At 68.0% G+C, this 26,355-nt stretch carries 25 protein-coding genes and 1 pseudogene; 11 read left to right on the forward strand and 15 right to left on the reverse strand.

Annotated elements, in window-relative coordinates; translation table 11 throughout:
- The 7 genes and pseudogenes from TX88_RS01595 to TX88_RS01625 all read right to left on the reverse strand — a co-directional run.
- A pseudogene (locus TX88_RS01595) lies at window positions 1-474 on the reverse strand (hypothetical protein); the annotation flags it as partial.
- Window positions 471-1,397 carry a vWA domain-containing protein gene (locus tag TX88_RS01600; RefSeq protein ID WP_044518992.1) on the reverse strand — a complete coding sequence of 309 codons (927 nt, stop codon included), beginning with the start codon at window positions 1,395-1,397 and terminating at the stop codon, window positions 471-473. The gene TX88_RS01600 and the pseudogene TX88_RS01595, both read right to left, overlap by 4 nt.
- A complete protein-coding gene (locus TX88_RS01605) occupies window positions 1,394-2,356 on the reverse strand; it encodes a hypothetical protein (RefSeq protein ID WP_044514150.1) in 963 nt (320 codons plus the stop codon). The genes TX88_RS01600 and TX88_RS01605 overlap by 4 nt, the downstream gene beginning before the upstream one ends.
- Entirely contained in the window at window positions 2,347-2,820 is a 474-nt protein-coding gene (locus TX88_RS01610) for a hypothetical protein (protein ID WP_044514152.1), read from the reverse strand. Before TX88_RS01610 ends, TX88_RS01605 begins: the two co-directional genes overlap by 10 nt.
- A complete protein-coding gene (locus TX88_RS01615) occupies window positions 2,810-3,676 on the reverse strand; it encodes a DUF58 domain-containing protein (RefSeq protein ID WP_044514154.1) in 867 nt (288 codons plus the stop codon). The genes TX88_RS01610 and TX88_RS01615 overlap by 11 nt, the downstream gene beginning before the upstream one ends.
- Window positions 3,677-3,683: 7 nt before the next feature.
- Window positions 3,684-4,685, reverse strand: a complete 1,002-nt coding sequence (locus TX88_RS01620) for an AAA family ATPase (RefSeq protein ID WP_044514156.1) — start codon at window positions 4,683-4,685, stop codon at window positions 3,684-3,686.
- Window positions 4,686-4,750: 65 nt separating this feature from the next.
- The gene (locus tag TX88_RS01625) at window positions 4,751-7,564 is read right to left on the reverse strand and encodes an MMPL/RND family transporter (RefSeq protein ID WP_110917869.1); all 2,814 of its coding nucleotides are present in this window, start codon (window positions 7,562-7,564) and stop codon (window positions 4,751-4,753) included.
- 79 nt (window positions 7,565-7,643) lie between these two features.
- On the opposite strand from TX88_RS01625, the gene TX88_RS01630 reads away from it, so the two are divergent.
- Window positions 7,644-8,243 (forward strand): TetR/AcrR family transcriptional regulator, encoded by a 600-nt coding sequence (locus TX88_RS01630; RefSeq protein WP_209446944.1) that lies wholly within the window; start codon window positions 7,644-7,646, stop codon window positions 8,241-8,243.
- Window positions 8,244-8,367: 124 nt separating this feature from the next.
- Here TX88_RS01630 and TX88_RS01635 read toward each other — a convergent pair whose 3' ends face one another.
- Window positions 8,368-9,087, reverse strand: coding sequence for an NUDIX hydrolase (locus TX88_RS01635; protein WP_044514158.1), 720 nt, complete (start codon window positions 9,085-9,087; stop codon window positions 8,368-8,370).
- 52 nt (window positions 9,088-9,139) lie between these two features.
- A complete protein-coding gene (locus TX88_RS01640; RefSeq protein ID WP_044514160.1) occupies window positions 9,140-9,550 on the reverse strand; it encodes a nuclear transport factor 2 family protein in 411 nt (136 codons plus the stop codon).
- Window positions 9,551-9,640: 90 nt separating this feature from the next.
- On the opposite strand from TX88_RS01640, the gene TX88_RS01645 reads away from it, so the two are divergent.
- Window positions 9,641-10,336, forward strand: coding sequence for a cutinase family protein (locus tag TX88_RS01645; protein WP_044514162.1), 696 nt, complete (start codon window positions 9,641-9,643; stop codon window positions 10,334-10,336).
- On the opposite strand, the gene TX88_RS01650 is transcribed toward TX88_RS01645, so the two are convergent.
- Window positions 10,287-11,144, reverse strand: a complete 858-nt coding sequence (locus TX88_RS01650; protein WP_209447016.1) for an adenylate/guanylate cyclase domain-containing protein — start codon at window positions 11,142-11,144, stop codon at window positions 10,287-10,289. The genes TX88_RS01645 and TX88_RS01650 overlap by 50 nt on opposite strands.
- Window positions 11,145-11,230: 86 nt before the next feature.
- Here TX88_RS01650 and TX88_RS01655 point away from each other — a divergent pair, with 86 nt between their 5' ends.
- The 5 genes from TX88_RS01655 to TX88_RS01675 all read left to right on the forward strand — a co-directional run bounded on the left by TX88_RS01655 (window position 11,231) and on the right by TX88_RS01675 (window position 18,416).
- Window positions 11,231-11,704: a carboxymuconolactone decarboxylase family protein gene (locus tag TX88_RS01655; protein ID WP_044514164.1), complete on the forward strand. Its 474-nt coding sequence runs from the start codon at window positions 11,231-11,233 to the stop codon at window positions 11,702-11,704.
- A 56-nt stretch (window positions 11,705-11,760) separates the two neighbouring features.
- Window positions 11,761-14,295, forward strand: a complete 2,535-nt coding sequence (locus TX88_RS01660; RefSeq protein ID WP_044514166.1) for a DEAD/DEAH box helicase — start codon at window positions 11,761-11,763, stop codon at window positions 14,293-14,295.
- Between the two features lie 115 nt (window positions 14,296-14,410).
- Window positions 14,411-16,576, forward strand: coding sequence for an RNA polymerase recycling motor ATPase HelR (helR, locus tag TX88_RS01665; protein ID WP_044518995.1), 2,166 nt, complete (start codon window positions 14,411-14,413; stop codon window positions 16,574-16,576).
- Complete coding sequence (locus TX88_RS01670; protein WP_044514167.1) at window positions 16,569-17,774, forward strand: FAD-dependent oxidoreductase; 1,206 nt, start codon at window positions 16,569-16,571, stop codon at window positions 17,772-17,774. The genes helR and TX88_RS01670 overlap by 8 nt, the downstream gene beginning before the upstream one ends.
- Window positions 17,775-17,780: 6 nt before the next feature.
- On the forward strand, window positions 17,781-18,416 hold the full coding sequence (locus TX88_RS01675) for a TetR/AcrR family transcriptional regulator (protein ID WP_044514169.1): 636 nt from the start codon (window positions 17,781-17,783) through the stop codon (window positions 18,414-18,416).
- On the opposite strand, the gene TX88_RS01680 is transcribed toward TX88_RS01675, so the two are convergent.
- Window positions 18,381-19,160 (reverse strand): SDR family NAD(P)-dependent oxidoreductase, encoded by a 780-nt coding sequence (locus TX88_RS01680; RefSeq protein WP_044514171.1) that lies wholly within the window; start codon window positions 19,158-19,160, stop codon window positions 18,381-18,383. The two genes, TX88_RS01675 and TX88_RS01680, sit on opposite strands and share 36 nt — an antisense overlap.
- A gap of 127 nt (window positions 19,161-19,287) precedes the next feature.
- Here TX88_RS01680 and TX88_RS01685 point away from each other — a divergent pair, with 127 nt between their 5' ends.
- Entirely contained in the window at window positions 19,288-19,641 is a 354-nt protein-coding gene (locus TX88_RS01685; RefSeq protein WP_036443520.1) for a VOC family protein, read from the forward strand.
- Here TX88_RS01685 and TX88_RS01690 read toward each other — a convergent pair.
- Window positions 19,638-20,534, reverse strand: coding sequence for a LysR family transcriptional regulator (locus TX88_RS01690; protein ID WP_044514178.1), 897 nt, complete (start codon window positions 20,532-20,534; stop codon window positions 19,638-19,640). The genes TX88_RS01685 and TX88_RS01690 overlap by 4 nt on opposite strands.
- 75 nt (window positions 20,535-20,609) lie before the next feature.
- On the opposite strand from TX88_RS01690, the gene TX88_RS01695 reads away from it, so the two are divergent.
- Window positions 20,610-21,680: an alpha/beta fold hydrolase gene (locus TX88_RS01695; RefSeq protein WP_044514181.1), complete on the forward strand. Its 1,071-nt coding sequence runs from the start codon at window positions 20,610-20,612 to the stop codon at window positions 21,678-21,680.
- A gap of 8 nt (window positions 21,681-21,688) precedes the next feature.
- Here TX88_RS01695 and TX88_RS01700 read toward each other — a convergent pair whose 3' ends face one another.
- The 3 genes from TX88_RS01700 to TX88_RS01710 form a co-directional block, all read right to left on the reverse strand.
- The gene (locus TX88_RS01700; protein WP_049924810.1) at window positions 21,689-22,141 is read right to left on the reverse strand and encodes a hypothetical protein; all 453 of its coding nucleotides are present in this window, start codon (window positions 22,139-22,141) and stop codon (window positions 21,689-21,691) included.
- 14 nt (window positions 22,142-22,155) lie between these two features.
- Complete coding sequence (locus tag TX88_RS01705; RefSeq protein ID WP_044518997.1) at window positions 22,156-23,301, reverse strand: glycoside hydrolase 5 family protein; 1,146 nt, start codon at window positions 23,299-23,301, stop codon at window positions 22,156-22,158.
- A 290-nt stretch (window positions 23,302-23,591) separates the two neighbouring features.
- Window positions 23,592-24,431 carry an SDR family oxidoreductase gene (locus tag TX88_RS01710; RefSeq protein WP_044514183.1) on the reverse strand — a complete coding sequence of 280 codons (840 nt, stop codon included), beginning with the start codon at window positions 24,429-24,431 and terminating at the stop codon, window positions 23,592-23,594.
- A gap of 220 nt (window positions 24,432-24,651) precedes the next feature.
- On the opposite strand from TX88_RS01710, the gene TX88_RS01715 reads away from it, so the two are divergent.
- Together TX88_RS01715 and TX88_RS01720 are read left to right on the forward strand one after the other, a co-directional pair.
- Window positions 24,652-25,515 carry a DUF732 domain-containing protein gene (locus TX88_RS01715; protein ID WP_044514185.1) on the forward strand — a complete coding sequence of 288 codons (864 nt, stop codon included), beginning with the start codon at window positions 24,652-24,654 and terminating at the stop codon, window positions 25,513-25,515.
- A 245-nt stretch (window positions 25,516-25,760) separates the two neighbouring features.
- Entirely contained in the window at window positions 25,761-26,261 is a 501-nt protein-coding gene (locus TX88_RS01720; RefSeq protein WP_044514187.1) for a hypothetical protein, read from the forward strand.
- Window positions 26,262-26,355 lie beyond the last annotated feature (94 nt).

The following is a 26,355-nucleotide window of genomic DNA, read 5'->3' on the forward strand; positions in this document are numbered from 1 at the left end:
GTCGATCTTGCTGTTCAGCCGCGCCAGCGCATCGTCGGCAAAGCACCCGCCGGGCGCCCGGTCCACCACATCTCGTGCGGCAAGGTAATGGGTCAGTGCCATCCGGCTGTCGGACGCTGCGGTCGCACGGTCGCCGAGGGTCTCCCGGACCAGCTCCAGATTCACCCTGGCCGAACATGATTCAGCTGAGTCGAGCCGCTCCACCGCCTCGGCGAAGTTCCGATCCGCGTCGGCCAGCCGGTCCTCCAGAACGGCCAGCGCGCCCGCGGCGAAGTTCGCCTTACCGGGCTGGACGACGTCGAGCACCTGAAGCCGCGCGACCTCACCCGCCAGTGCCTCGGTATCACGGTCGGTGAAACTGGCGGCCGCCGAATTGCCGATCACCACGACCGACAGCAGTTTGACGACCGCGATGGCCAGCACCAGCGCCACCGGGGCCGAGTACACCAGAAGCCGACGACGGACCGTGCTCATGACCGCGGCTCCACGTCGATCGGTTGGGTGCGACGGAATTCCCGTAGCACCAGATAGAGCTCGGCCAGGATGAGCAGGGCTGCCACCCCCGCGAAGACCCAGTACAGCTCGACGGCGGCGGCCACCGGTACGGCCGCGGGTGCCTGGCTTCCCGTGTCGTCAGCGGGGAGCGCCTCATCCAGCGGTGTCGCGCCGGTGCGCGGCACGAACGGCACCCCGATCTGTTCGGCGACCCCGCGAAGCGCCTGCGCCCCGGCTGCGTCGTACCCCAGTACCGCGCCACCGTCCACGGCATTCTCGGGCAGCTGGAACTCGCGTTGCGGTGCTTGCGATTCCGGGGCGCCCGCACCGAGATAGAACACGAGGTTGCGGGCCCTCGGAAACTGCTGCACGGCGCTGATCAGCTGGTAGCGCAGGACGCTGGCGGCTGCGCCGACGTTGGCATCCGGGGCATCCGCCGTCGCGGGGTTCGCATTCGTCGCAGCCACCACCGGTCGCAGGCTCCAGGTATCGGCGGACAGCGGCCAGTCCACGAACGGCCGGTCGGCGAAACCGATCAGCGCGAAGCGGGCCTGTGGGTGGCGTTCGATCAGGGCCGCGATGTCGCCCCGCGCCGCCGAGATCCGGGAACGGCCGTCGGGAACCTGCCCCGCCATGTCCGGCGAACGGTCAAGGATCACAAAGATGTTGGGGTCGCGGTCGCCGGCCGGCCGGGGCACGAGGTCATCGGTCCTGCCGACGACGGGACCGAGGGCGGCCACGAGCAGCAGCAATCCCGCCGTGCTGAGCGACGACCACCGCCAGACCACCGACCAGCCACCGCCTTGCGCCCGGACCCGCCCGAAGGTGATGGCGCGAGCCACGACGAGCGCCACCGCGAGCACTGCGACGAGCAATGGCGGAAGGACCGGTTCGAGCCTCATCGCCGCATCACCACCGGCCACCACCACAGCACTGCCACCGCCAGCAATGCCAGTAACACGGGAACCCCTGGAGCTTCGGCGGATCGGACGTCGGCGGTCTCGCCGGTCGACCCCGGCTGCGGTGGGTGATCCCGGATCTCCGCCAGATGCGCGGCCACGTCGGCCGAATCAGGAAACCACCGCCCGCCGGTGCTCCGGGTCAGGTCCGCCGCAATCCCGTCACCGGGCTCGGGCGTGATGGCGTTGACCTGAACACCTGCCGTCACCGCCAGGTCGCGCAGCCGGTCCGGACCGAACAACGGTGCGACTTCACCGGGGCGGGGCAGGGATTCAGGTCCGACGTAGATCACCGACCGCCGTTGTGCGGACCGTTCCGAGAACGACGGGAATCCGGTCAGGCACATGGCCAGCACATCCTCGACGCTGGCTGCGTAATCGACGTAGGACACCGGCGCGACGAACGGCCGGGCACCTTCCTGCCGACCGAATGCAGCGAATTGCGCTGCGGCGTACTGGTAGTCACGGGTGAGTGGGATGACCCGGCGATTGGCCGAGGTCAGCCCGATCCGTTCGGTGCCGAACGAGCCTGCCCGATCGGCGAAGTACTGCAGTGTGGCGCTGACCGCGGGGTCGGTCAGCGGGCCGCCGACGCACACCATGATGTCCTCCGGGGTCGCAATGTGGGTGGCTCGATTCCACGACGGAAGGCCGGTGGGGCGTGCCGCGACCAGAGCCGACGCCGCGAAGGCGACCGTCAGCGTGGCCATGGCGACCACGGCCGCCATGGTCCGTCGCCGCGCGGCCCGCGCATATTCGGGCAGCCGGGTGAGCCTGCCGGTATTGGCCACCGGTGTGAATTCGTCCTGGTCGGCCGGCTCCTTCAGGAGCAGGGCCGACACCACGCACCCCGCGAGTGCGAGGCAGCCGGCGATCGCCACCGCCCACCAGATCAGGTCCATCCGCGGATCAGCTCCTCTGCGGTGGAGCTGGCCGTGGCGGCGTCGAGTTCGGAGCGGTGATTGAACTGAATATCGGTGAGCTCGGCCAGGATCGGCGCGGCCCGCGCGGCGGCACTGTCGGCGATGGCATCGACCTGCATATACTGGGCCTGCACCCCGGTCGCGGCGTGCAGGAAGCTGCGAACTTCGCCGCTCAGCGCCGCACCTGCCCCTGCTGCCGTGAGATCACCGGCGCGATAACGGTTTCCGATGGCGCGGACGGCACGGGCTGACCGTCGCCGCAGCAGCTCGGCCCGTGCGGCGCCGAGGACAGGCAGCTCCCGCACCGGGCGTCGCCGCGAGGTCAGCACGAACACGGCCGTGTACCAGGCACACAACAGCACGATCAGGCCGATCGCGGTCCACAGCCACAGCGGCGAGTAGGGCGTCGGGCCGATGACATGGTGCAGCAGATCATCCGGCACGGGCGTACACCCCGGTCATCGCGGTCAATGCCGCCCTGATCCGAACGCTGCCGGTGACCCGTGCGTGCGGTATCCGGTGCAGAGTCAGGAATTCGGAAAGTTGCTGTCGCCGTTGCGCTTCTGCGCGCCGGTAGGCCTCGACGACGTCTGGGTCGAGACCAGTCAGGATCTGCCGGCCGTCGGCGACCTCGTAGCTGCGGCCGCTGTCCCGGTGCGCGCTCACCGCGGGCATGTCGCTGAGTAGGGCCCACAGCACGTCATGGCGGGCAGTCAGGGAGCCGAGCACCTCGGCCAACTCGTCGCTGACCTCGGGCTCGTCGGAGACCACGAAGATCAACAGCCGGTGCCGGTAGTGCCGGGCGACCCACTCGAGCTGGACCCGGATGTCACTCGGGCCGGGTCGGTCGGTGGTGTGGTGGTCGTACCGGTGCAGCATGCTTTCGATGTGGGTCTCGCCACGGCGCAGCCGGATGTCCACATTGCCGCGGTGATCGCCGAGCACCATGGCGATCTCGTCGGACCGGGGCAGCGTCATCAAGCCGATCGCGCCGATGACGTGCAGTGCCACAGTTCTTTTGAACTCGCCCGACGGTGCGAGCGCGCAGCTGTTGCGTCCGGCGTCGGCGACCACCAGGACCTTGTGGTGTTTTTCGGAGACGAACCGCTTGGTCAGGGTGTGCCCGGAGCGCGCGGTGGCCTTCCAGTCGATGTCGCGGACGTCGTCTCCGGGGACGTAGGGGCGCAGTTCGTCGAATTCCAGGCTGCGGGTGTGCACCAGGGCGTAGCGGCCACCTTCGAGTAGCCCGCCGACGTCGCGGCCGGCATACGCCTTGGCGGAGTCCAGGTATCTACCCATCCCGGCCTCACGGGACCTGCACCGCGCGCAGCACCGCATCGACGACGACGTCGGGGGTGATTCGGGCGGTGGCAGCTTCGAAGCCGAGGATCAGCCGGTGTCGCAGCACGCGATGGGCGAGCCGGGCGATGTCGTCGGGCACCACATGGTCGCGGCCACGCAGCACCGCCAGGGCACGCGCCGTGCGGCAGAACGCGAGGGTGGCCCGCGGGCTGGCCCCGTACTCGATCACCCGGGCCAGATTGGCCGGCAGGTGGTGCCCGGGTTCGCGGGTGACGGCGACGAGCCGACTGGCGTACTCGACCAGTGCGCGGTCCAGATACACCGCGCGCACGATGTCCTGGGCACGATGCACGTCGTCGATGGTGACGACGGGTGCGGCATGGTGGCCCCGGTCGTAGAGCCCGGCGTCCATCCGGGCGGCGATCTCGACCTCGTCCTCGATCGACGGATAACCCACGATCTCCTTGAGCATGAACCGGTCGGTCTGGGCCTCCGACAGCGGATAGGTACCTTCCTGATCGACGGGGTTCTGGGTGGCGATGACGAGAAAGGGTTCGGGGATGGGATATTCGACGCCGGCGATCGTGGTCTGGCGTTCCTCCATCGCCTCCAGCATCGCGCTCTGGGTCTTGGCGCTGGAGCGGTTGATCTCGTCGAGCAGCACGATGTTTGCGTGCACGGGGCCCAGCTGGGTGGCGAACGTGTTGCGGGCGGCCTCGTAGATCTGGGTGCCGATGATGTCGCTGGGCAACAGGTCGGGCGTGCACTGGATACGCCGGAAGCTGCCGTCGATGGACTCGGCGACCACCCGTGCCGCCGTGGTCTTGGCCAGCCCGGGGACGCTTTCGAGGAGCAGGTGCCCACCGGCGAGGAGCGCGACCAACATCGATTCGCGCAGATGGTCCTGGCCGACCACCCGCGTGGCGAATGCCGAGCTCACCGCGGCCGCGATGCGCTGGGCCTCGGCGGCGTCGCGCTGGTCAACCTGCAATCGCGGTGCCGTCATGGATCCTCTCCGGTCGGTCGTCCCCCTTCCCCAGACCCACTCGATGTACCCAGACTTCGCCGATCTCATGCCCCGCTGTCTGCGCCCGGCGTCGCCGGCACCCGACGCGGCCACCAGAACCAGCGGCCCAGTAGCACCGCGATGGGCGGCACGACGAAGGTCCGCACCACCATGGTGTCGATCAGCAGGCCGATGCCGATCGTTGACCCCACCTGGGCGATCGTCACCACACTGGCACCGAGCATCGCGAACATGGTCAGTCCGAACACGATCCCCGCGACGGTGACGACGCTGCCGGTTCCGGCGAATGCCCGGATCGTCGCGGTGCGCACACCGGCCCGCGCCTCGTCGCGCAACCGCATCGCCAGCAGCAGGTTGTAATCCGCGCCGACGGCGACCAGGGCGATGAACGCCAGTGCGGGTACCGCCCAGTGCAGCGGTTGGCCGACCAGGAACTGCCAGATGGCGGCGCTGGCCCCGAGCGCCGATGCATAGGAGATCGTGACGGTGGTCAACACCACGATCCCGGCGACCGGGCTGCGCAGCATGCCGGCCACGATCACGAAAATCAAGATGAGCGTGACGATCACGAGCAGGGTGAAGTCGTGTTGCACATAGTCGATGAGTTCCGCGGTCGCCGTTCCGACTCCCGTGAGGTCGACGACACCACTGACGGCGAGCGGGGTGTCCTTGAGCGCCTCGGCCGCGGCAACGCGGATCTCGGCAGACCGGTCCGCGCCGTCGCGCCCCCAGGATTCGCCGTCACCGTAGACCAGCAGCCTGGTTGCGTGGCCGTCGGGAGAGAACATCATGTCCATCACCCGCCGGTACTCGGGATCGTCGAAAGTCCTTGGGGGCAGATAGAACCCACCCTCGGAGCTGCCGTCGAAATCGGTGCTGAGCTGGGACAGGTAGCCGGTCATCTGTTGCATCTGTGGCCCGACACTGCCCAGGCTGGAGCGCAAGGTGGAGGTGAGACCCCGTAGTTGGGTCAGCGCCGTGCGCATGGTCGCCACGCCCTCGGCCGCCCCGCCGAGTGAGTTGGTGGCGCTGGCCGCGCCCTCCTCGAGCGCGCCCGCCCCGCCTGCGAGGGTGCCCGTCGCACTGACCGCGTCATCGAGGGGCGTGACGATTTTCTGTACTGCCGCGCAGATCGGGTTGGCCGCACAGTCGGGGTTGCTGTTGACGAATTGGCGCAGCGGATCGGCATAGCCGGACACCGACTGCAGGTTGCCCTGCAACCCGGTCATGCCCGCACCGATGTCCTGCGAGCCGGCCCCGACCCGGTTCAGGCCGTCGACGGCACCGGTCAACCCGCGTTGCATACCGTCGAGAGCGGCATCGAGTTGACCGATGGTAGCCGTGACGGTATCCACGGAGTTCATCCCGTCGAGCGCCGATTGCGCTGTGCCGTCGAGTTGTTCACCGATCTGGCCGGCCTGGTAGGTCAGCGTGCCCTGGCGCACCGGGGTCCCGGCGGGGCGGCTGGCCGATTGCACGGTGCGCACCCCGCGCACCTCAAGGACCTTCCTGGTGACGCGCTCGATCGTGATCAGGCCGGCCGGGGTCCGCAGGTCCCGGTCGGCCTGGATCGAGACGATCTCCGGCAGCAGCCGGTTGTCCGGGAATCGGCCGTGGACGGCTTGATATCCGCGACTGGAGTCGGTGCTCGCCGGTTGTGCGGACAACTCCGCGAAGCTGATCTTGGCGCCGAGCAGCGGCACCGTGCAGACGATCAGCGCACCTGCGGCCACCACCAGGATCGGCCCCGGCCAGCGGGCAACGGCAGTCCCGATCTTGCGCCACCGGCGGCTGATCCGTGCCGCCCGCGGCTCGACCCAACCGAGCCTGCTGAACAAACCGATCAGAGCAGGCGTCAACGTCAGTGCACCCAGCATCGCCGCGAGAACACCTATCCCACTGGGTATCCCGGCACTGCGCAGAAAATTCACCTTGGCGAAGGTCAGGCAGAACAACGCGGTGGCGATGGTCGCGGACGACCCCGCGATGACCGGCGCAACCCGGCGGTAGGCGTCGGCCAGGGCATCCGGCGGCGCCATGCCCGCCCTCCGGTTCTCGTGGTAGCGACCGAGCAGGAAGATGCCGTAGTCGGTCCCCGCGCCCAGCACCATCGCCGACATCAATGCGACCGAGAACACCGACACCTCGATCACGCCGTGCTCGCCGAGCAGCGCGACCAACGGGCGCGCGACCGCCAGGGACAGCCCCACCGAGGCCAGCGGGACGGCGGCCGCGATCGGCGATCGGTACACGAAGAGCAGAAGTGCGGCGATCATCCCGACCGTCAGCACCGTGATTCGCGCCAATTGTGCATCCAGCGCATCGAATTCATCGACCAGGCTGGGCCCCGGTCCGGTGACGTGCGTGCGCAATCCGTCCGGCGCGCCGGCCGCGTCCACCGCTGCGCGCAATGCGGCCACGGCATCGGTGGCGGTGCTGCTGCCCAGTTGACCGGCGAGCCGTGCCATCAGATAGGACGCCTTGTGGTCCCGGCTTTCGAAGACGGCCGCGGCGGCGGGGTCATCCCACAGGTCCATGATTGATTCGACGCCGGGGGTGTCGTCGCGCAGCCGGTCGGCCAGCGCGCGGTAGTACCCGTGGTCGGATTCCCCCAGTGTCCGGTCGGCTTCGAGCACGACGTAGGCGATGTTGTTGCTGTCGGAATCCCCGAACAGGGTCCCCATCCGCTGTGCGGCCTGTGTCGCACCGGAGTCGGTCGGGAAGAAGGCCCGGGACTGTTCCTTCACAACGTGTTCGAGCTGGGGTACCGCGATGTTGCCGACGCCGGCCAGCAGCATCCATGCCGCCATCACCAGGACCGCGTACCTGCTCGCCCATCGCGCAATGCTCTCCAACACCGCTCCCCCACCCCGTCCATAACAATGTTATTGGCAGGTATAACATTGTTATGGCAGCATGTCCAGGACGATGTCCACCATGGGAATTCGCGAAAGCCTGATCGAGGAGAGCCTCCAGGTCCTCGAGGAGAGCGGGCCCGAGGCACTCAGTGCGCGCATGCTGGCCAAGCGGATCGGCGCCTCCACCATGGCGGTCTACACGCACTTCGACGGCATGCCCGGCCTGTACGAGGCGCTCGTCCGGGAGTCGTTCGTCCGCTTCGGCGAACACCTGCGCCGGCGTCCGGACACCGACGATCCGGTGGCCGACCTACTCGCCTCCGGACTGGCCTACCGCGAGTACGCGCTCACCTATCCGCAGCGCTACCGGCTGATGTTCGGAATCACCTCGCCGTCCATCGCGCTGCCGATCGGCCGCGATGTCACGGTCGACGGCAACCCGGCAGCCCTGTCCGAGATCAACTCGGTCTACGCCCAGATCCCCGTGTTCGTGCGGCGTTGCATGGACATCGGCGCCATCGACGAGGGCGATCCGGTGGCCGTCGCCGCGCAGATCTGGACCATGATGCACGGCTACGTGCTGGCCGAGATCATCGGCGTCTTCGGCACCGACGGCGCGGGGGTCGCGTGGGTGCTCGCACCCCACTATCACCAATCTGCTGGTCGGCCTGGGCGGTGACCGGGACCGGATCCAGCAGTCCTTCCAGCGCTTGGACCCGCCGTCGACGCCGCACCCGCCCGCGGCAGAGGCTGCCAAGGCAGCCCGGCCGGGCCGGCGGGCGCGTCCGGCCCCGTCCTGAGCCCTACTTCCAGGCGAACACCGGTTGTTCGAGTTCGTCCACCGGATCGGCGCGTCCCTCCAGGGCCAGCCACCGCAACTGCAGCAGCACCGCGCCGGTCGGTGCGTGGATCAGGTCATTGCCCAACGGAATCTGCACCACCGGGCGCGGGCTCTCGGGAATCGTGATGAACCGCGGCGAATCCTCGCGCTGCAGTTGATGGAGCCCCACCCGGTATGCCGCCACCACCTCGTCGGGCGAGGGGCGCAGATCCAGCCGTCCGCCGCCCCAGATCACCACCGGCGTGATGACGTAACCCGAGCGGGTCGGATAGTCGTCGAGCAGGCCCAGCGCTGCGGAGTCGGGCAGGTTGACCCCGACCTCCTCGTCGAGTTCGCGCAGCGCGGCCTCGATCGCCGATTCACCGGGATCCAGCCGGCCGCCGGGCAGCGCCCACTGTGCGGCGTGAGACGAGAGTCGAGAAGTTCTGCGGCACAACAGGAAAGCGGCCCCACCGGAGACGTCGACCATGCGACCGTCGAGTCCGGGCTCCGGCATCGGCCGACCGTCTATCCATTCGTCGACCGGCGCCGGATCCACCCGGTCCTCGCCGAGTTCGGAGTCGACCAGGACCACCGCGACGGCCGCGTGCCGCTTGCTCGGGTCGGTCACGGCGCGGCGCTCGTGGCCCGCCAGATGCACACCGATGCGTTCCCGCAGCGCTTCGTCATAGGCGATCGTCACCGCTCGACCATATGCGGGGCACAGACGGCGCGACCGGCGAGGTCACGCCCGCTTACTGGTCCGGCTTGCGGGTCTGCTGATACAGCGTGAGCTTCCACACTCCGTCGACGCGGTGATAGACGCTGGACATGGCACCGACGAACGCGGGCTCATCCCCGTCGCGGTAGGCCGTACCGGTGTAGACCAGTGCCGCGTTGTCGTCGTCGAGCGCGATCAGCCGAACTCCGCTGATCTCATAGGCGCGCCACGGCGGGGATTGGGCCAGCGCGCTGACGACGGTGTTCCGGTCCATCACCATGCCGTTGGCGAGAACCATGACGGCGTCGGGCAGCATCAGTTCGCCGTAGAAATCGGCGCCGGACGACTCGCACAGCGAGTCCCACCCTGCCCGTTCGATGTGCAGAAGTTCGTCGAGTACTGGACTGGTCACGGTGACCGAATACCCACTGCGCGAGCTCGCCATGTCTGGGCGCCGCTGTTAAAACAGTGGTAGAAGTGATAACTGGGGATAGCGGTTCATCCGGTATCGGACAGGTCCACGTCGAGGAGAGGCATGCCTTTCGGCAGGTGGGCCCGGCGCGCGGGCAGCCGGGCCGGAGTTGCAGCGGCAGGTGCCGCCGCCGCGGTGTGCCCGATCGCAGCTCCCCTGTCTCCGGCCGCGCCGAAGTGTCCCGACATCGAGGTCGTGTTCGCGCGCGGCACCGACGAACCCGCCGGCATCGGCAATGTCGGCAAGGCGTTCGTCGACACTCTGCGCCCCATGGTCAAAGGCTCGACCGTCGACACCTACGCGGTCGAGTACCCCGCGTCGTGGGACTTCATGAAGGCCGCCGCCGGGGCCACCGACATGAGCAAGCGCATCCAGGCCACAGCGGCACGCTGCCCCAAGACCAAGATCGTGATGGGCGGTTACTCACAGGGCGCGGCGGTGGTCGACGTCGTGGCCACCTCCCCCGTCGCCGGCCTCGGCTACAGTGCGCCGCTACCGGCCGCGGTCGTCCCGCGCGTCGCCTCGGTCGTGGTTTTCGGCAACCCGTCGGCGCGCCTCGGCCAGCCGCTGACACGGATGAGCCCGGACTTCGGCGCCAGGACCGCGGACCTGTGCAACACCAACGACCCCATCTGTTCGCTCGGCCAGGACTGGAACGCGCACATCACCTATCCGAAATCGGGCCTGATCAAGCTCGCCGCGCAATGGGTCACGCGTCACGTCCAGCCGCCGCCTCCAGCGCCCGCTGCTCGACGCTGAGCACCGGATAGAGCCGGTGGGTCCCGGGCAGGCCCTTCAGTTCCACTTCGCGGGCCGCACCCAGGACGATGTCATCGAGGTGCCTGACCGCGTCCCCGACCGGTTCGCTGACCAGGATCTCGCCGCCGTCGGCCTGACCGGCGACCCGGGCCGCCATCGCGACGTCGAGGCCGAACAGGTCGTCACCACGGCGCACCGACGTCCCCATGTGCACTCCGATCCGCACCCGGATCGCCTGCCACCGCTGGGGATTCTCCGCGAGCGCGCTCTGCACGTCCGTGGCGAACCGCACCGCGTTCTCCGGGTCGGCGAACGCGATCATGAATCCGTCGCCCTGGGTCTTGACCACGTGGCCGCCGTGCTTGTCGACGCGCGCCTGAACGAGCTTGTTGTGCTTCTCCAGCAGCTTCACCCAGGCCCGGTCACCCATCGCGGCGTTGTACTCGGTCGAACCCTCGATGTCGGAGAAGACGATGACGACGCGGCCGTCAGCGGTCAGCCGGGCCAGATCCGGCCGTTCCACCTGGGCCCATCCGGCCAGGTCCTCGATCGAGTTGCGGACCGTTGCGCCCAGCCCTTTGTTGATCAGCATGTCCGCGGTCTGAAAAACCGTCTTGATGGCCAACGGCGCCACACCCCGGCGACGCTTGCGCCTGCGGTCATCGTCCTCGAGTTTCATTCGCTCGATCTCACGCCGGGCGTTCGTGAGCTGCCTGCGGCTCACGATGAACAGCACCAGGAACGTGACGAACGCCGCGAACAGCACGACGACCACCACCAACAGAACGGCTTCAAGGGTGGTCGGCATCTGCACCCGCTGATTATCGCCGGATGTCACATTCCGTCGAGTCGCGGTGTCTTGAGGGTGTAGTCACCATCAACTAGGAGTGCACCATGGATGCTCGTCTGAACCTGTTCGAGAACCCGACCGCCGTCAAGATGCTGAAGTACGTCACCTCGGCGGGCAAGGTGATCACGGACTCGGCGCTCCCCGACACCACGCACCAACTGGTTGCCCTGCGCGCCAGCCAGATCAACGGCTGCGGGTTCTGCACCGACATGCACACCAAGGACGCCGCTGTCGCCGGGGAGACCCAGCAGCGCCTCAATCTGGTCGCGGTGTGGCGGGAGGCAACGGTGTTCACCGAGGCCGAACGCGCGGCCCTGGAACTGACCGAGCAGGGCACCCGGATCGCCGACGCGGCGGGCGGCGTCAGTGACGAGGTGTGGGCGAATGCGGTCAAGCACTACGACGAGGATCAACTGGCCGCGCTCGTCTGTCTGATCGCCTTCATGAACACCGTCAACCGCCTGAACGTGATCGTTCAGATGCCCGCCGGCGACTACCGGCCCGGGCAGTTCGGATAGCGGCGCTCGACCGGGACGATCGTCGGCAGGGGTGAACTGGCACGCTGGTCATCAATATGACCACTCCCCTGCTCGACGATCCGAACAACCTGTCGGCCCTGCGCGCCAAGAGCGGCGACGCCGACACCCTGTTCACCGACTTCGCCGGCTGGGCCGAGGCCAACGGCACCACGCTGTACCCCGCGCAGGAGGAGGCGCTGATCGAACTGGTCAGCGGAGCGAACGTGATCCTCGCGACGCCGACCGGTTCCGGTAAATCCCTGGTGGCCACGGGGGCGATCTATGCGGCGCTCGCCGCGGACCGCGTCAGTTTCTACACCGCCCCGATCAAGGCGTTGGTCAGTGAGAAGTTCTTCGCGCTGTGCGATGTGTTCGGGGCCGACAACGTCGGAATGCTCACCGGGGACGCGTCGGTCAACGCCGACGCGCCGATCATCGCGTGTACCGCCGAGATCCTGGCCAATCTCGCGCTGCGCGAAGGCGCCGATGCCGACATCGGCCTGGTGGTGATGGACGAGTTCCACTTCTACGGCGATCCGGATCGCGGCTGGGCCTGGCAGGTGCCGTTGCTGGAACTGCCCAAGGCCCAGTTCCTGCTGATGTCGGCGACGCTGGGTGATGTCACGTTCCTGCGGGAGGACCTCACGCGCCGCACCGGACGCCCGACCGCGTTGGTCGCAGGGGCGGAAAGGCCGGTGCCACTGTTCTTCTCGTACGCCACCACGCCGATGCACGAGACCATCGCCGATCTGCTCGACACCAAACAGGCGCCGATCTACGTCGTGCACTTCACTCAGGCCTCGGCGTTGGAGCGGGCCCAGGCGCTGATGAGCGTCAACGTCTCCACCAAGGAGGAGAAGGCGGCGATCGCCGAGATGATCGGCGGATTCCGCTTCTCCACGACGTTCGGGACCACACTGTCGCGGCTGGTGCGGCACGGCATCGGCGTCCACCACGCCGGCATGCTGCCCAAGTACCGGCGGCTGGTGGAACAACTGGCCCAGGCCGGGCTGCTCAAGGTGATCTGCGGCACGGACACCCTCGGGGTCGGCATCAACGTTCCGATCCGCACCGTGGTGTTCTCCGCCCTGTCCAAGTACGACGGCACCCGCATGCGGTTGCTCAACGCCCGCGAGTTCCACCAGATCGCCGGGCGGGCCGGGCGCGCGGGATACGACACCGCGGGCACCGTGGTGGTGCAGGCGCCCGACCACGAGGTGGAGAACCTCAAGCAGTTCGCCAAGGTGGCCGACGACCCGAAGAAGCGCCGGAAGCTGGTGCGGCGCAAGGCACCCGAGGGCATGGTGCCGTGGGGCGAGGCCACCATGAACCGGCTGATCGACGCCGCGCCCGAACCGTTGACCAGCAATATGCGGGTGTCCACGGCGATGATCCTGGATGTGGTCGACCGCCCGGGCGACCCGTTCGTGGCGATGCGACGGCTCCTCACCGACAATCACGAACCCCGCAAGCGTCAGCTCAAGCACATCAGGGAAGCGGTCGGCATCGCCCGTTCACTGCTGCAGGCCGGGGTGATCGAACGCCTCGACACACCCGAACCTGATGGTCGCCGATACCGGCTGACCGTCGACCTACCGGACGACTTCGCCCTCAACCAGCCACTGTCGACCTTCGCGCTGGCCGCGGTCGACGTCCTGGATCCCGAAGCCGAAACCTATGCGCTGGACGTGGTTTCGGTGATCGAGGCCACCCTGGAAGATCCCCGGCAGATCCTGGCCGCCCAGCTGAACAAGGCCAGGGGCGAGGCGGTGGCGCAGATGAAGGCCGACGGGATCGAGTACGACGAACGCATCGAGCTGCTCGACGAGGTCACCTATCCCAAGCCGCTGCAAGAACTGCTGGAACACGCCTACGAGGTGTACCGGCAGACCAACCCGTGGGCCGCCGACGGACACCTGTCCCCCAAGTCGGTGGTGCGCGAGATGTGGGAGCGGGCCCTGACCTTCCGCGAGTACATCAGCGTCTACGGGCTGACCCGCTCCGAAGGCGCCGTGCTGCGCTACCTGTCCGACGCGTTCAAGGCGCTGCGCTCGGGCGTGCCGACGGCCGCCCGCACCGAGCAGCTCGCCGACATCGTCGAATGGCTCGGCGAGCTGGTGCGCCAGGTCGATTCCAGCCTGCTCGACGAGTGGGAGCAGCTGACGAGCCCGGATCAGCCTCACGATGCTCCGGTTGCGGTACCGGCCCGGCCACGCCCGCTGACCGGCAACGAGCGGGCGTTCACCGCGATGGTCCGCAACGCGCTGTTCCGCCGGGTCGAGTTGTTCGCCCGCTCCCGCTGGGACGAGCTCGGGGCGCTCGATGCCGCGTCCGGCTGGACGGCCGAGCGCTGGGCCGACGCGGGCGAGGCGTACTTCGACGAGCACGCGGAGGTGGGTACCGGAGCCAACGCCCGTGGCCCGGCGTTGCTGATCTTCGACCGGCAGCCGCAGGTGTGGCGAATCCGACAGATCCTCGAAGATCCTGCCGGAGATCACGATTGGGGCTTCGACGTGGAAGTCGACCTGGCCGCCAGCGATGAAGAGGGTGCCGCGGTGCTGCGTATCGTGGACGTGGGCCGGATGGGGTGAGCGGTTGCTGACCTCAATTTTATCGCGTACCCGGGGCCTTGCGGCAAGGCCCCGGTGATGGCGCACAATCGCTGGCCGAACCAAACCACGGATAAGCGAGGTAACTGTGGGGAACGTGCCAACTGACGAGCACGACATCGAAGTCCAGACCGAACAGACCTATGTCGACGGGCTGTACTCCCGCTTGGACGCCGAGCGCATCCGGGTACGTGACCGGTACCGCACCGCGCTGCGCGAGCACGGCGGTTCCGCGGTGGAGCGCGACGCCGAGGTGCGGGCGCTGGCCAAGGAAGCCAACCGGCTCGACGTGGCCGACAACGGCCTGTGCTTCGGTCGGCTGGAAACCCTTGCCGGAGAACATCTCTACGTCGGCCGCCTGGGCCTCTTCGACCGCGAGGACGACTACGAACCATTGCTGCTGGACTGGCGGGCGCCGCTGGCCCGGCCGTTCTACACCGCGACGGGGGCCAACCCGGAGAACATGCGCCGGCGCCGCCAGTTCCGCACGCTGGGGCGTCGCGTGCTCGACTTCACCGACGAGGTGCTGGGCCGGCCCGCCGAGGGTGACGAAGGTGACGCCGCACTGCTGGCCGCGGTGAATGCCCCGCGCGGTGAGGGCATGCGCGACATCGTCGCGACGATCCAGGCCGAGCAGGACGAGGTCATCCGCAACGAACACACCGGGGTGCTCGTGGTCGAGGGCGGCCCGGGCACCGGCAAGACCGTGGTGGCACTGCACCGCGTGGCCTACCTGCTCTACACCCACCGCGAACGGATCGAACGTCACGGCGTCCTGGTCGTCGGGCCCAATGAGGCGTTCCTGGACCACATCGGCCGGGTGCTGCCCTCGCTGGGTGAGTCCGATGCGGTGTTCATGACACCCGGCGACCTGGTCCCCGGCCTGCATGTCACCGCAGAGGACGCGCCCGAGGTGGCCGCGATCAAGGGTTCGCTGCAAATCCTCGACGTGTTGGCCGCCGCAGTGGCCGACCGCCAGGAGGTACCCGCCGAGCCGATCTTCATCGAACTGCCCGATGTCACCGTGCGCATCGACGCCGAAACCGTGCAGTGGGCCATCGAGGAGGCCCGCGAGACCGGGCTGCCGCACAACGAGGCGCGCGCGACGTTCCGCGACATCGTCACCTACGTCCTCACCGAACGCGCCGTGGCCCGCATCGGCAAGGGATGGCTGAGCCGCGCGGACAAGGCGGCGTGGGAGGAGCTGCGGGCGAGTGTGGTCAGCGAACTCGACGACAACGCCGCGTTCGCCGAGGCACTCGATCGGCTGTGGCCGATCCTGACCCCGGAAACCCTGCTGGCCCCGCTGTACTCGTCACCCGATCGGCTGTCCGCGGCCGGCGCCGATCCCCGGCTGCTCCGCGCCGAGGGCAGCGCCTGGACCATCTCGGACGTGCCGTTGCTCGACGAGTTGGTCGACCTGCTGGGCCGGGACAAGGCCGCCGACGAGGCCGCAGAACGCGAACGGCGGGAGGAAGCGGCCTACGCCGCAGGGGTGCTCGACCTGATGATCGCCCGCGAGGATCTGATGGACGACGAGGATCACCTGCTGGCCAGCGACCTCATCGACGCCGAGGACCTCGCCGACCGGTTCCTCGAGCGCGACACCCGGGAACTCGCTGAACGTGCTGCAGCCGACCGGGATTGGACCTACGGTCATGTTGTGGTCGACGAAGCCCAGGAACTGTCCGAGATGGACTGGCGGATCCTGATGCGTCGTTGTCCACGCCGGTCCTTCACGGTCGTCGGCGATCTGGCCCAGCGCCGCTCGGCCGCCGGCGCCCGGTCCTGGGACCGGATGCTCGAGCCGTACGTGCCGGGCCGGTGGATCTACCGGACGCTGTCGGTGAACTACCGCACCCCGGCCGAGATCATGGCGGTTGCCGGGGCGCTGCTGGCCGAGTTCGCACCCGGGGTTCAGCCGCCGGAGTCGGTGCGGTCGTGCGGCGTCCAGCCGTGGTCGAAGCAGCTGACCGCCGACGAAATCCCCTCCGCTGTCGAGGAATTCATGCGGGATGAAGCCACCCGCGAGGGCACCTTTGTGGTGATCGGCCCGCCCGGGGTGCCCGGCGCGGTGGCCCCGTCGGAAACCAAGGGCCTTGAGTTCGACGCGGTACTCGTCGTGGAGCCCGCGCACATCCTGGCCGACGGCGACCGCGGCGCGGCCGAGTTGTACGTCGCACTCACCCGCGCGACACAGCGCCTCGGCGTGCTGCACACCGAACCCCTGCCCGACGCTCTGAACGGACTGGCCCATGCCTGACACCACGTGTGCGATCGTCGGCGGCGGGCCCGCCGGCATGATGCTCGGCCTGATCCTGGCCCGGTGCGGGGTCGCGGTGACCGTGATGGAGAAGCACGCCGATTTCCTGCGTGATTTCCGCGGTGACACAGTGCATCCGAGCACCATGCGCCTGCTCGATGAGCTCGGGTTGTTCGGCGAGTTCGACAAGATCGGCTACAGCAAGGTGGAGAAGGCCGAGATCCCGATCGACGGCCGGCCCGTGACCCTGCTCGACTTCCGGCGTCTGCGCCAGCCGCACCCGTACGTGGCCATGGTGCCGCAGTGGGACTTCCTCGACCTGCTGGCCGACGCCGGCCGAGATGAACCCAACTTCACCCTGCTCATGCGGACCGAGGTGACCGGGCTGCTGCGCGACGGCGAGCGCATCACCGGAGTGCGTTACACCAGCCCCGACGGCGACGGCGAGCTGCGCGCCGAACTCACCGTGGGCTGCGACGGGCGCACGTCGGTGGTCCGGCGGGAGGCCGGGCTGCAGACCAAGGACTATCCGGTGCCGTTCGACGTGTGGTGGTTTCGGGTGCCGCGCACCGAGGACGGCCAGTACTCGCTCATCCCCCGCACCGGACCTGGTCGGGCGTTGATCATGATTCCTCGCGTCGGCTACTTCCAGGTGGCCTACCTGATCCCCAAGGGCAGCGACGCCACGCTGCGGGCGCGCGGACTCGACATCTTCAAAAGCGAACTCGCCGAGCTCATTCCCGAGGCCGACCCGGATGCCCTGTCCTCCTGGGACGACGTCAAGCATCTCGACGTCCAGCTCAACCGGCTGCCCACCTGGTACCGGGACGGTCTGTTGTGCATCGGCGACGCGGCGCACGCCATGTCGCCGGCCGGTGGGGTCGGCATCAACGTTGCCATCCAGGACGCCGTCGCCACCGCCCGCCTGCTGTACCAACCGCTACGCGAGCACCGGGTCGGCCAGAAGGATCTGGCTGCGGTCCAGCGCCGTCGCATCCTGCCCACCGCTGTGACACAAGGCTTTCAACGTGTCGTGCACCGCCAGGTCCTCGAACCCGTGCTGGCGGGTGGTGAGATCACCCCGCCCGAAGCGCTCGGGAAGATCTTTCGGCTGCTGCCTCAACTCTCGGCGATACCCGCCTATCTGGTCGGCACCGGTGTGCGACCCGAACACATCCCCTCCCCGGCCCGCCGTTAGGCACATATGGGAGGCAAACAGAACCCCGAGCAACGTCGACGCGAATTGTGCGATGCGGCAATCGCTCTGCTCGCCCGCGAAGGCATCAAGGGTGTCACCCACCTCAAGGTCGACCGCAAGGCCGGGGTTGCCGACGGGACCACGTCCTTCTACTTCCGCACCAGTTCGGCGTTGATCCGTGCTGCCGCCAACCGCATCGCCGATCTCGACCTGGCCGATCTCACCGCGGCCACCCGATCGGACAACGGCGGCGACAGCCCGTCACCGGCGGCCGGCCTGGCCCGCCTGGTCATCCGCTCCGGAACCGGTGCGCGCCTGCTCCGGAGCAAGGCCCGCTATGAGCTGGTCATGCCGTCCAGCCGGGACGCCGGCCTCGCCGAGGCATTCAGCCACAATCAGCAGCGGTTCTTCGAGTTGCACCGGAACGTCGTGGTCGCGCTCTGCCCGGCCGGCACCGATCCGGGCCTGATCGATGAAAAGGCCTATGTACTGCTGACTTTCATCAGCGGACTGATGCTGGCCCTGGCCCGCGGCGACCGCACGATCGACTCCGACGCGGAACTGCACGACATCATCACCGCGATCGTCGCGGCGGCACCGGCCACCTCACATCGCGAAGGAGTAGCCGCCGTTGACCGGTAGCGTCTGACCGGTGATCCAGGAGCCGTGGTCACTGGCCAGCAGCACCGCAAGGTAGGCGACGTCCTCGGGCAGGCCGGGCCTGCGGATGGGGTAGCGCGACAGGATCGCCTTGGCCTGCGGGGAATCGCCCATCTCGGACCACAGCGGCTCGGTGAGCGGTGTGCGCATGGTGCCCAACGCGATGTTGTTGGCGGTGATGCCGTAGCGGCCGTTCTCCAGGGCGATCGACCGCGTCAGCCCGGCGGCACCGGCCTTGGCCGCCGCGTACACCGCACCGCTGGCATCTCCGGTCCGTCCGGCATCCGACACGATCGTCACGACCCGGCCCCATTGCCGCTCCACCATCGCCGGCAGCACTGCCCGCGTGCAGTGCAGCACCCCGTACAGGTTCACCTGCAGGAACGGATCCCAGTCCGCGGGAGTGGATTCGGCGAACGGCATCCGGGCGGCGAATCCCTCGGCCCCGGCATTGCCCGCATTGTTGACCAGGGTGTCGATCGGGCCGGCCCCATTGATCGCATCGGTGACCGCCTGGTACTCGGTGACGTCGAACGGCACCGCCACCGCATCGCCGCCCGCTTCCCGCAGCTCTGCGGCCACAGCCTCGGCCCGCTCACCTCGGAGGTCGTTGACCAGCACGGTGGCACCCGCCGCGGCGAAGGCATCGGCCAGGCCCCGCCCGACACCCTGTCCGGCACCGGTGATCAGCACCCGGCGGTTCGACAGATCGAATTGCAGCGTCATCGTCGGTGTCTCCTGGAACTCAGCATTGCGGACAAGGTGTCCCAAGTCTCTATACCAGTAGAGATTTGAAAGCTGTTCGGGCGGGGCGGGCTGCCATAGTCTGAGAGCTCGTCCAAAGGAGGAACCGATGAGCGACCACGACGTGCGGATGATCATCCTGTCGACCGACGACCTGGATGAGTCGATCCGCTTCTATACCGAGACGCTGGGAATGCCGCTGAAGTTCCGCGACGGCGCCCACTTCGCCGCGCTCGACGGTGGATCGCTGACCCTCGCTCTGGCCACTTCGGTGGATCACCCGATCCCCGGTCAGGTCGTCGTCGGGATCAAGACCGCCGATGTGGACGGTGCGGCCAAGGCCATCGAGGAAAGCGGCGGCGGAATCATCAAGCACCCGTACGACGATGCTCACGAGCGCCGGGCCGTGGTCTACGACAACAAGGGCAACGGTCTGGTGTTCTACAGTCCCCTGGCTCGCTAGCCGGACGCCGAAGCCGCGGCGTCGAGCAGGGTTTCGGCCAGCCGCGCCGCGGCCGGCGTCATCCGCTCGACCGGCGGCGCGGCGAGATAGACCTGCCATACCGGCGGGTCGCGCAGCACAACGGTCCCCAGGCCGCCGTAGCGGCGCGCCTCGGACGCCGGCATGAAAGCGGTACCCAGTCCGTTGCCGACCAGTTCGGCGATCGCGGCGAACCCGGCCGGAACCTCGTACTGCGTCTGCGGTTGCACACCGGCACGGTGGAACGCCTCGTCCATCAGGCGCCGCAACCCGAACTCGGGTGGGAAGCCGACGAGTTCCTCGCCGGCCAGGTCCCCCAGCTCGAGACGGCGACGACGGGCCAGGGCGTGGTCGTCACGGCAGACGAACACCATCGGCTCCTCGAACAGCAGCTTCATGTCCAGCTGTGCCGGGAACCGGTTGGGCAGCGAGACCAGGGCCAGATCCAGCGAGCCCTCCAGGAGTGCCGCCAGATAGGCCGACGCACCCGATTGACTCAACCTCAACCGCAGCCGGACGAACGGGTGGGCACGGTGGAAGTCACCGAGGGCACCGCCGACATCGACCGGCCCATAGGAGATCAACGAGCCGAATTCGACTGTGCCCATGAGAGACCCGCGGAACTGCCCGGCGGATTCGGCCGCCGCACGGGCCGCGTGCAGCACCTCGTAGGCGTGCGACCGGAAGGCCTCCCCCGCGGCGGTCAGGCTGATCCGCTGCCGCGACCGGTCGAACAGCTCCACGCCGAGTTCGCGCTCCAGCTTCGCAATCGAGGTCGACAACGCCGACTGCACGACATGCGCCCGCTCGGCGGCGCGGGTGAAACTCATCTCGCCGGCCACGGCGATGAAGTGTTCGATCTGTCGTAACTCCACGGTGTCAGCCTATCTACCTTATCGATGGGTCTCATCACATTCAATCGTTGGACTTGATGTGTCCGGACGGGTGAGATGGACACCGAGACCCCGCGAGAAGGAGCAGCAACGGTGACTGGTTTGAGCAGAAGGAACTTCGGCTTCCTCACGGCGGCCGCCGCCGGGGCGGCGACACTCGCGGCCTGCGGCACCTCACCCGCGCCGTCGCCGGGGCCCCCGACTGGGGCCCCATCGAAGCCGTCGCACACCATGAACCCGGTCAAGCAGATCGACGCAGGCGAACTCAACATCGGCTACACCGAGGCCGGTCCGGCGGACGGACAGCCGGTGATCCTGCTGCACGGCTGGCCCTATGACATCCACAGCTACGCCGACGCCTCGGCGCTGCTCGCCGATCAGGGCTTCCGCGTCATCGTGCCCCACCTGCGCGGCTTCGGGTCCACCCGGTTCCGCTCCGCCGATACCGTGCGCAACGGGCAGCAGGCCGCCCTGGCCCACGACGTCATCGCGCTGATGGACGCCCTGAACATCCCCAAGGCGGTGCTCGGGGGATACGACTGGGGCGGGCGCACCGCCAACAACGTCGCGGCCCTGTGGCCGCAGCGCTGCGCGGGACTGGTCGCGGTCAGTGGCTACATCACCGTCAACCTGGCCGCCAACCTGCAGCCGCTGGCGCCGGAGGCCGAATTGGGTTGGTGGTACCAGTACTACTTCGCCACCCCGCGCGGTGAACTCGGCTACCGCGAGAACACCAAGGAGTTCAACAGGCTGATCTGGACCAAGGCCTCACCGCTGTGGCATTTCGACGACGCCGCCTATGACCTGTCGGCTGCGGCGTTCGACAACCCCGATCACGTCGCCATCGTCGTGCACAACTACCGGTGGCGGCTCAGCCTGGCCCCCGGTGAAGCCCGCTACGACGCCGACGAGGCGCGCCTGGCCGGCAAGCCGCCCGTCACCGTGCCCACCATCACGATCGGTTCCGACTTCGACGGGGCGGCCAAGGACGGCGCCGGCTACCGCGCGCTCTACACCGGGCCCTACGAACACCGCATCCTCAACGGCATCGGACACAACGTGCCCCAGGAGGCACCCGAGCAGTTCGTCGCCGCGATCACCGATGTCAGCCGCATGGCCGGCCGCTGAACTCAGACTCAGGTGGTGTACATCGCCAGGTGCACGTACACCTCATCCGGTGACCGCTCGTCGACGACGATCTCGCGGTAGACCGTGCGGCCCGCCTTGGTCGTGACCCGGTCCTGGGCGTACAGGGGATTCGGCGCGGTGGACAACTCCGGCCCGGCGATCACCGGCGTGGTGCGCGGAATCTGCGAGGGCTGCGGTCGGTCGGTGAACTGCGACACCAACGCCGGCAAGTGGGCAGCCGTGGTCCGCAACGCCAATCGGTACCGGGTGTCGATACCCGAATCCGAATCGACCGCCAGCACCTCGACCCCCGGTGGGACAACCACGTCGCCGAATTGCGCTGCGGTGTCCGGCGAGACCTGCGTGCCCGGCCTGTTCGCCCCGGGGCCACACCCGGTCGTGAACAACAGAATGGCGGCCAGCAAGCACAGCGCCGCCGCACGGCGTTTCTCACCCGTCATGGACAGTCCCGTCGTCAGGGATAAGGCCGCCCGGTCAGTTTCCGGATCGTGCGGATCTCGCCGTCCCGATAGGGCCGTCCATCCGCATGGAACAAGTCATGGAACCACACCGGCGGGGGCGTCTTGTACGGATGATCCCAGGAATCCCACGGCAGATAGGTCTGCGTCTTGCCGGCCACCAGGCCCCAGCTGTAGGCGCCGACGTTGTGCCGTTTGGCGATCGGCAACACACCCTCGACCGTGCTGCCCTCACCTCGGGCCAGATATTCGGTGCACAGGATCGGGCGTCCCATCGGTGCCAGCTCGCCGATCCGCGCCTCGAATCCGGCCGGCTCGGCATAGCTGTGAAAGGTCAGCACATCCGAGAGGTCGAGTTGGATCGTCGCCATCGCGCTGCGCTGCAGCGGGTCGGCCCAGGCCCCGTCCCAGACACCGCTGGTCAACGGCTGCACGGGGTCGACCGATCGGGCCCAGCCGAAAACCTCCGGCAACAGCTTCTCGATCAGGCCGACCTTGTCCTGCCGTTCCACCTCGCGGTAGTTGGCTGCGGGGTTGTCCGGTTCATTCCACAGGTCCCACCCCAGGACCCGGTCATCATGGCGGAACTGGCTGATCACGCCGACGACGTACTCGCGCAGCATTCGCCGGTACCGGTGATCGTCGAGGTTCTGCGCACCCGGGCTCTGAACCCACACCGAGTTGTGGATCCCGGGCCGCGGCCGCCGCTGGCGCCCCAACCGGGGAAACGGATCCCAGCAGGAATCGAACAGCACGAACAGCGGTTTGATGCCGTGGCTGGACGCCAGAGCAACGAACTGGGCCAGGCGGTTCTGAAAGCCCAAGTGGCCCTGGGCCCACAGCTGGTCATGCAGGAATACCCGCACCGTGTTGAATCCGGCCAGCCTGGCGATGCGCAGCTCATTGTCGATCCGCTGCGGGTCATAGGTCTCCGGCTGGAACATCTCAAGCTGGTTACCCGCGTTGGACGGAATGAAATTGGCGCCGACCAGCCAGCCCTGCGCGGCGTACCAGCGCTGCGCCCGCTCGGGTGACCAGCGGGACCCGTGGCCGTCGATCTGCGCGTGCGCCCCCGGCGCCCTGGCCACCGACAAACCTGCGGTGATGAGCAGCGAGAGCTTGAATGCGGCACGACGGCCCATACCGGCGCCGTCGTCTTTCCTGTTGACCTGCATCATCTTACGAATCAAATGGCATCTCCCTGTGCGAACACTGCTGGCACCAAAGGGGTACCCGACGCACGCGCGATGCCAACTCCACAGCGAGTTATCGACTACGCGTCCGCCGGCAATGTCCCGACAAGTTCGACGCCAAGCCCCCCGACCGGCGTTCGGAAACCGAACTGCTGACGCTGAACCACCGGGCCGCTCAGGCCCGGCACCCCCATGCCGCCATCAATGATCCCACGGACGTGCGGCCGGTGTGCGGCTGACTAACTGCCGGCAGCGGCCAACCGGGCGCGTTCCCGCATCGAGGCGACGACTCCGCCGTCGTTGAGGATGTCCGTGCCGGTGAGGTAACCGGCACGCTCGCTGGCGCAGTAGGCCAGCAGGTCTGCCATCTCCTCCGGCTTTCCCCACCGCGGTACCGCGGCGTCGGCGACCATCGCGCCTGCCCCGGCCTGCTCCTCCAGCCGGCCCATCTCGGTATCGATGGAGCCCGGGGAAACCGACAGGATGCGGAGACCGCGACCGTTGAACCGCTCAGCCTGCGACGAGCTGTACCACTTCACGAAGGCCTTGCTGATGGCGTAGGAAAAACCGGATCTCATGTCTTCGGGAGCCATGCCGCACGCCGCCAGCATTTCGCCGAGGAATCGGTCCTGGTCCTGCAGCGCCAGCGGAAACTGCTGAGCGGGAATGACTTCCTCGGGCAACAGGTGCGCCGCCATCGACGCCACGTTGACGATCGCCGCGCCCTCCGGCGCCGATGCGAAGAAGGACTCGTTGACATGCAGCGTGCCCAGCGCGTTGGTTCTCATGACGTACTCGGCGTCGCCCATGCTGGGACTGACCCCGGCCGCGTGAACGACGGCGCTGACGGTGCCGAGGCCGGCCGCGGTCTCGAACAAGCGGTCGACGGCGCCTCGATCGGTGACGTCGGCGTTGACGATGGTGGCCGGGATACCCAGGTCTCCCAGGGCGGTGGCCGCGGCGTCGAGGCGATCCTCGCGCACATCGCACAGCACGACCGCCTGCTCGCGGCCCACCACCTTGGCCGTCGCCAGACCCATACCACCCGCGCCGCCAGTGATCACCGTCACCCGTGTCATGGCTAGCACGGTAATACGGCAGATCCGCGGCCGAGCTGGAGGGGGTCGTGCGACTGCTCAGCGGTCACCTGGGGCGGCCGCACGGGGATTTTCCCGGCAACCAAATCTGAGCGGCGCGCTGTGCAGGCGGACCGACCGGCATATAACGGGTAGTGATGACAGATGGCCCACCGATGACGCCGGCGAACCGTTGTCGATTGCCCGTAGCGGATCGCGCGCTATGACGTGCCCGTATTGCGGATCGCCACTCGATGACAGCGACACCTGCGGCCGCTGTGGCCAGGTCCGGTCCAGGTCGACCGGTTGGCGCCCCGACCCTACGGCTCGCCACGAAGGTCGCTACTTCGTCACCGGACATCCGACGAATCGGGTCCGCGACGGCCGGACCGCATCGACCGACCCGACCGGCGGCCGGATGCTGCCCGATTACCTGGAGTTGAAGACCGCAGGCGTCCGGTCGACCTGGCTGGGAACCACCGCGGCGGCGGTGATCATCGTGATGACCGCCGCGGTGGTGTGGGTCCTGCTCGTGGCGGGCCGCAGGCCGCCACCGCCGCCGGAGGCCGGATACCTTGCAGCACTGAGGGATGCCGGGCTCAGCGATCAGTTCAATTCCGACGCGAACGCCGTCGCCCACGGGCGGCAGGTGTGCCGCCAACTGGAAGACGGCGAACCGCAACAGGGCCTGCTGGCCGACAAGATCGCGGTCGACACGTTCTGCCCGCATTTCTCCAAAGGTTTCCGCGTACTCGAAAAAGCCACGGTCAACGGTACTTTCGTCCTCTCCGACAACGCCGGCGCGGAGGGTATCGCCTCCGACGGATCAACATGCCAGGGCGCCAACGGATACGCCGATGTCAATTCCGGCACCCTCGTCACCGTCAAGAACGGCAAGGGCGCTGTCCTGGCGAGCACCACCCTGGGCCCGGGCAAGAGCGGCGAATCCAACTGCACGTTCTCCTTCACCGTGTCGTTGACCGAAGGCGAGGACCGCTACGTCCTGTCCGTCGGACGGCGTGGCGAGTTCAGTTATAGCTTCGAACAGCTTGTGGCCAAAGGAATCCTGATGCAGCTCGGCCACTGAAGTTTGCGCTTTCAAATTTGCGAGAACCGCGTCGCGGCACCTAATTCGTCGTAGACACGCACTGCCATAACACGCCCCCCAGACCCGGTTGGAAACGATACGGTCACGAGTGCGGCTCCTTCACATGTCAACCGCGCAACCATCTGAGAACTTGTCTGGACTCCCATTTCTGGGAGTCCTACGGTTGCGCTCGTCACAATTTTCATCGGTGTAATTTCCGCACGAACCGAAGGAGCTGATCGGGGATGGCCATCTTTGCTCACATCACGGTCAAAACTGTTGTCAGCGCTGGACTGTGCGCGACCGCAGTGGGGGCGGCACTAGTGCTGAGCCCGCACGCGGCAGCGGCACTCCAACTCAAGACCGGCGGCTACAAATGTCTTGACGCCGCCGCAGGTGCAGCCGGTGCGGCGCCTGCCGCCCCGTGTGCGGCTGCCGCAGTGGAAGCCGCAGGCGTCGTTCCCGCGGCGCCGGTCGCCGTCCCGCCCGTACCCATCGCGCCGCCACCGGTGGCCGTCCCTCCGGTGCCGCTCGTACCGCCGCCGGTGGTCCCTCCGGTGCCCCTGGCACCGCCTGTCCCGGTCGTACCGGCCGCCGCTCCCGTCCCCGCCGCAGCACCCATCGCTGCCCCGGTGGCCATCGCGGCAGGCACCGGCAAGGGCGTGCCGACCGTTTCGCCCGGAGGCGGACCGGTCGCCGGAACGCCCACACTGCCCGGTCCGGGGGACGCATCCCCGGCCAGCTAGCCCAACCCCACAACGCGGCGTCAGAAAAGGCGCCTGGCTCGCAAGCCAGGCGCCTTTTCTGTGCCTTCTGTATTCGCCTCCGGCAACCATCAAC

It is taken from the genome of Mycolicibacterium septicum DSM 44393 (genome assembly GCF_000455325.1).
GTDB lineage: Bacteria > Actinomycetota > Actinomycetes > Mycobacteriales > Mycobacteriaceae > Mycobacterium > Mycobacterium septicum.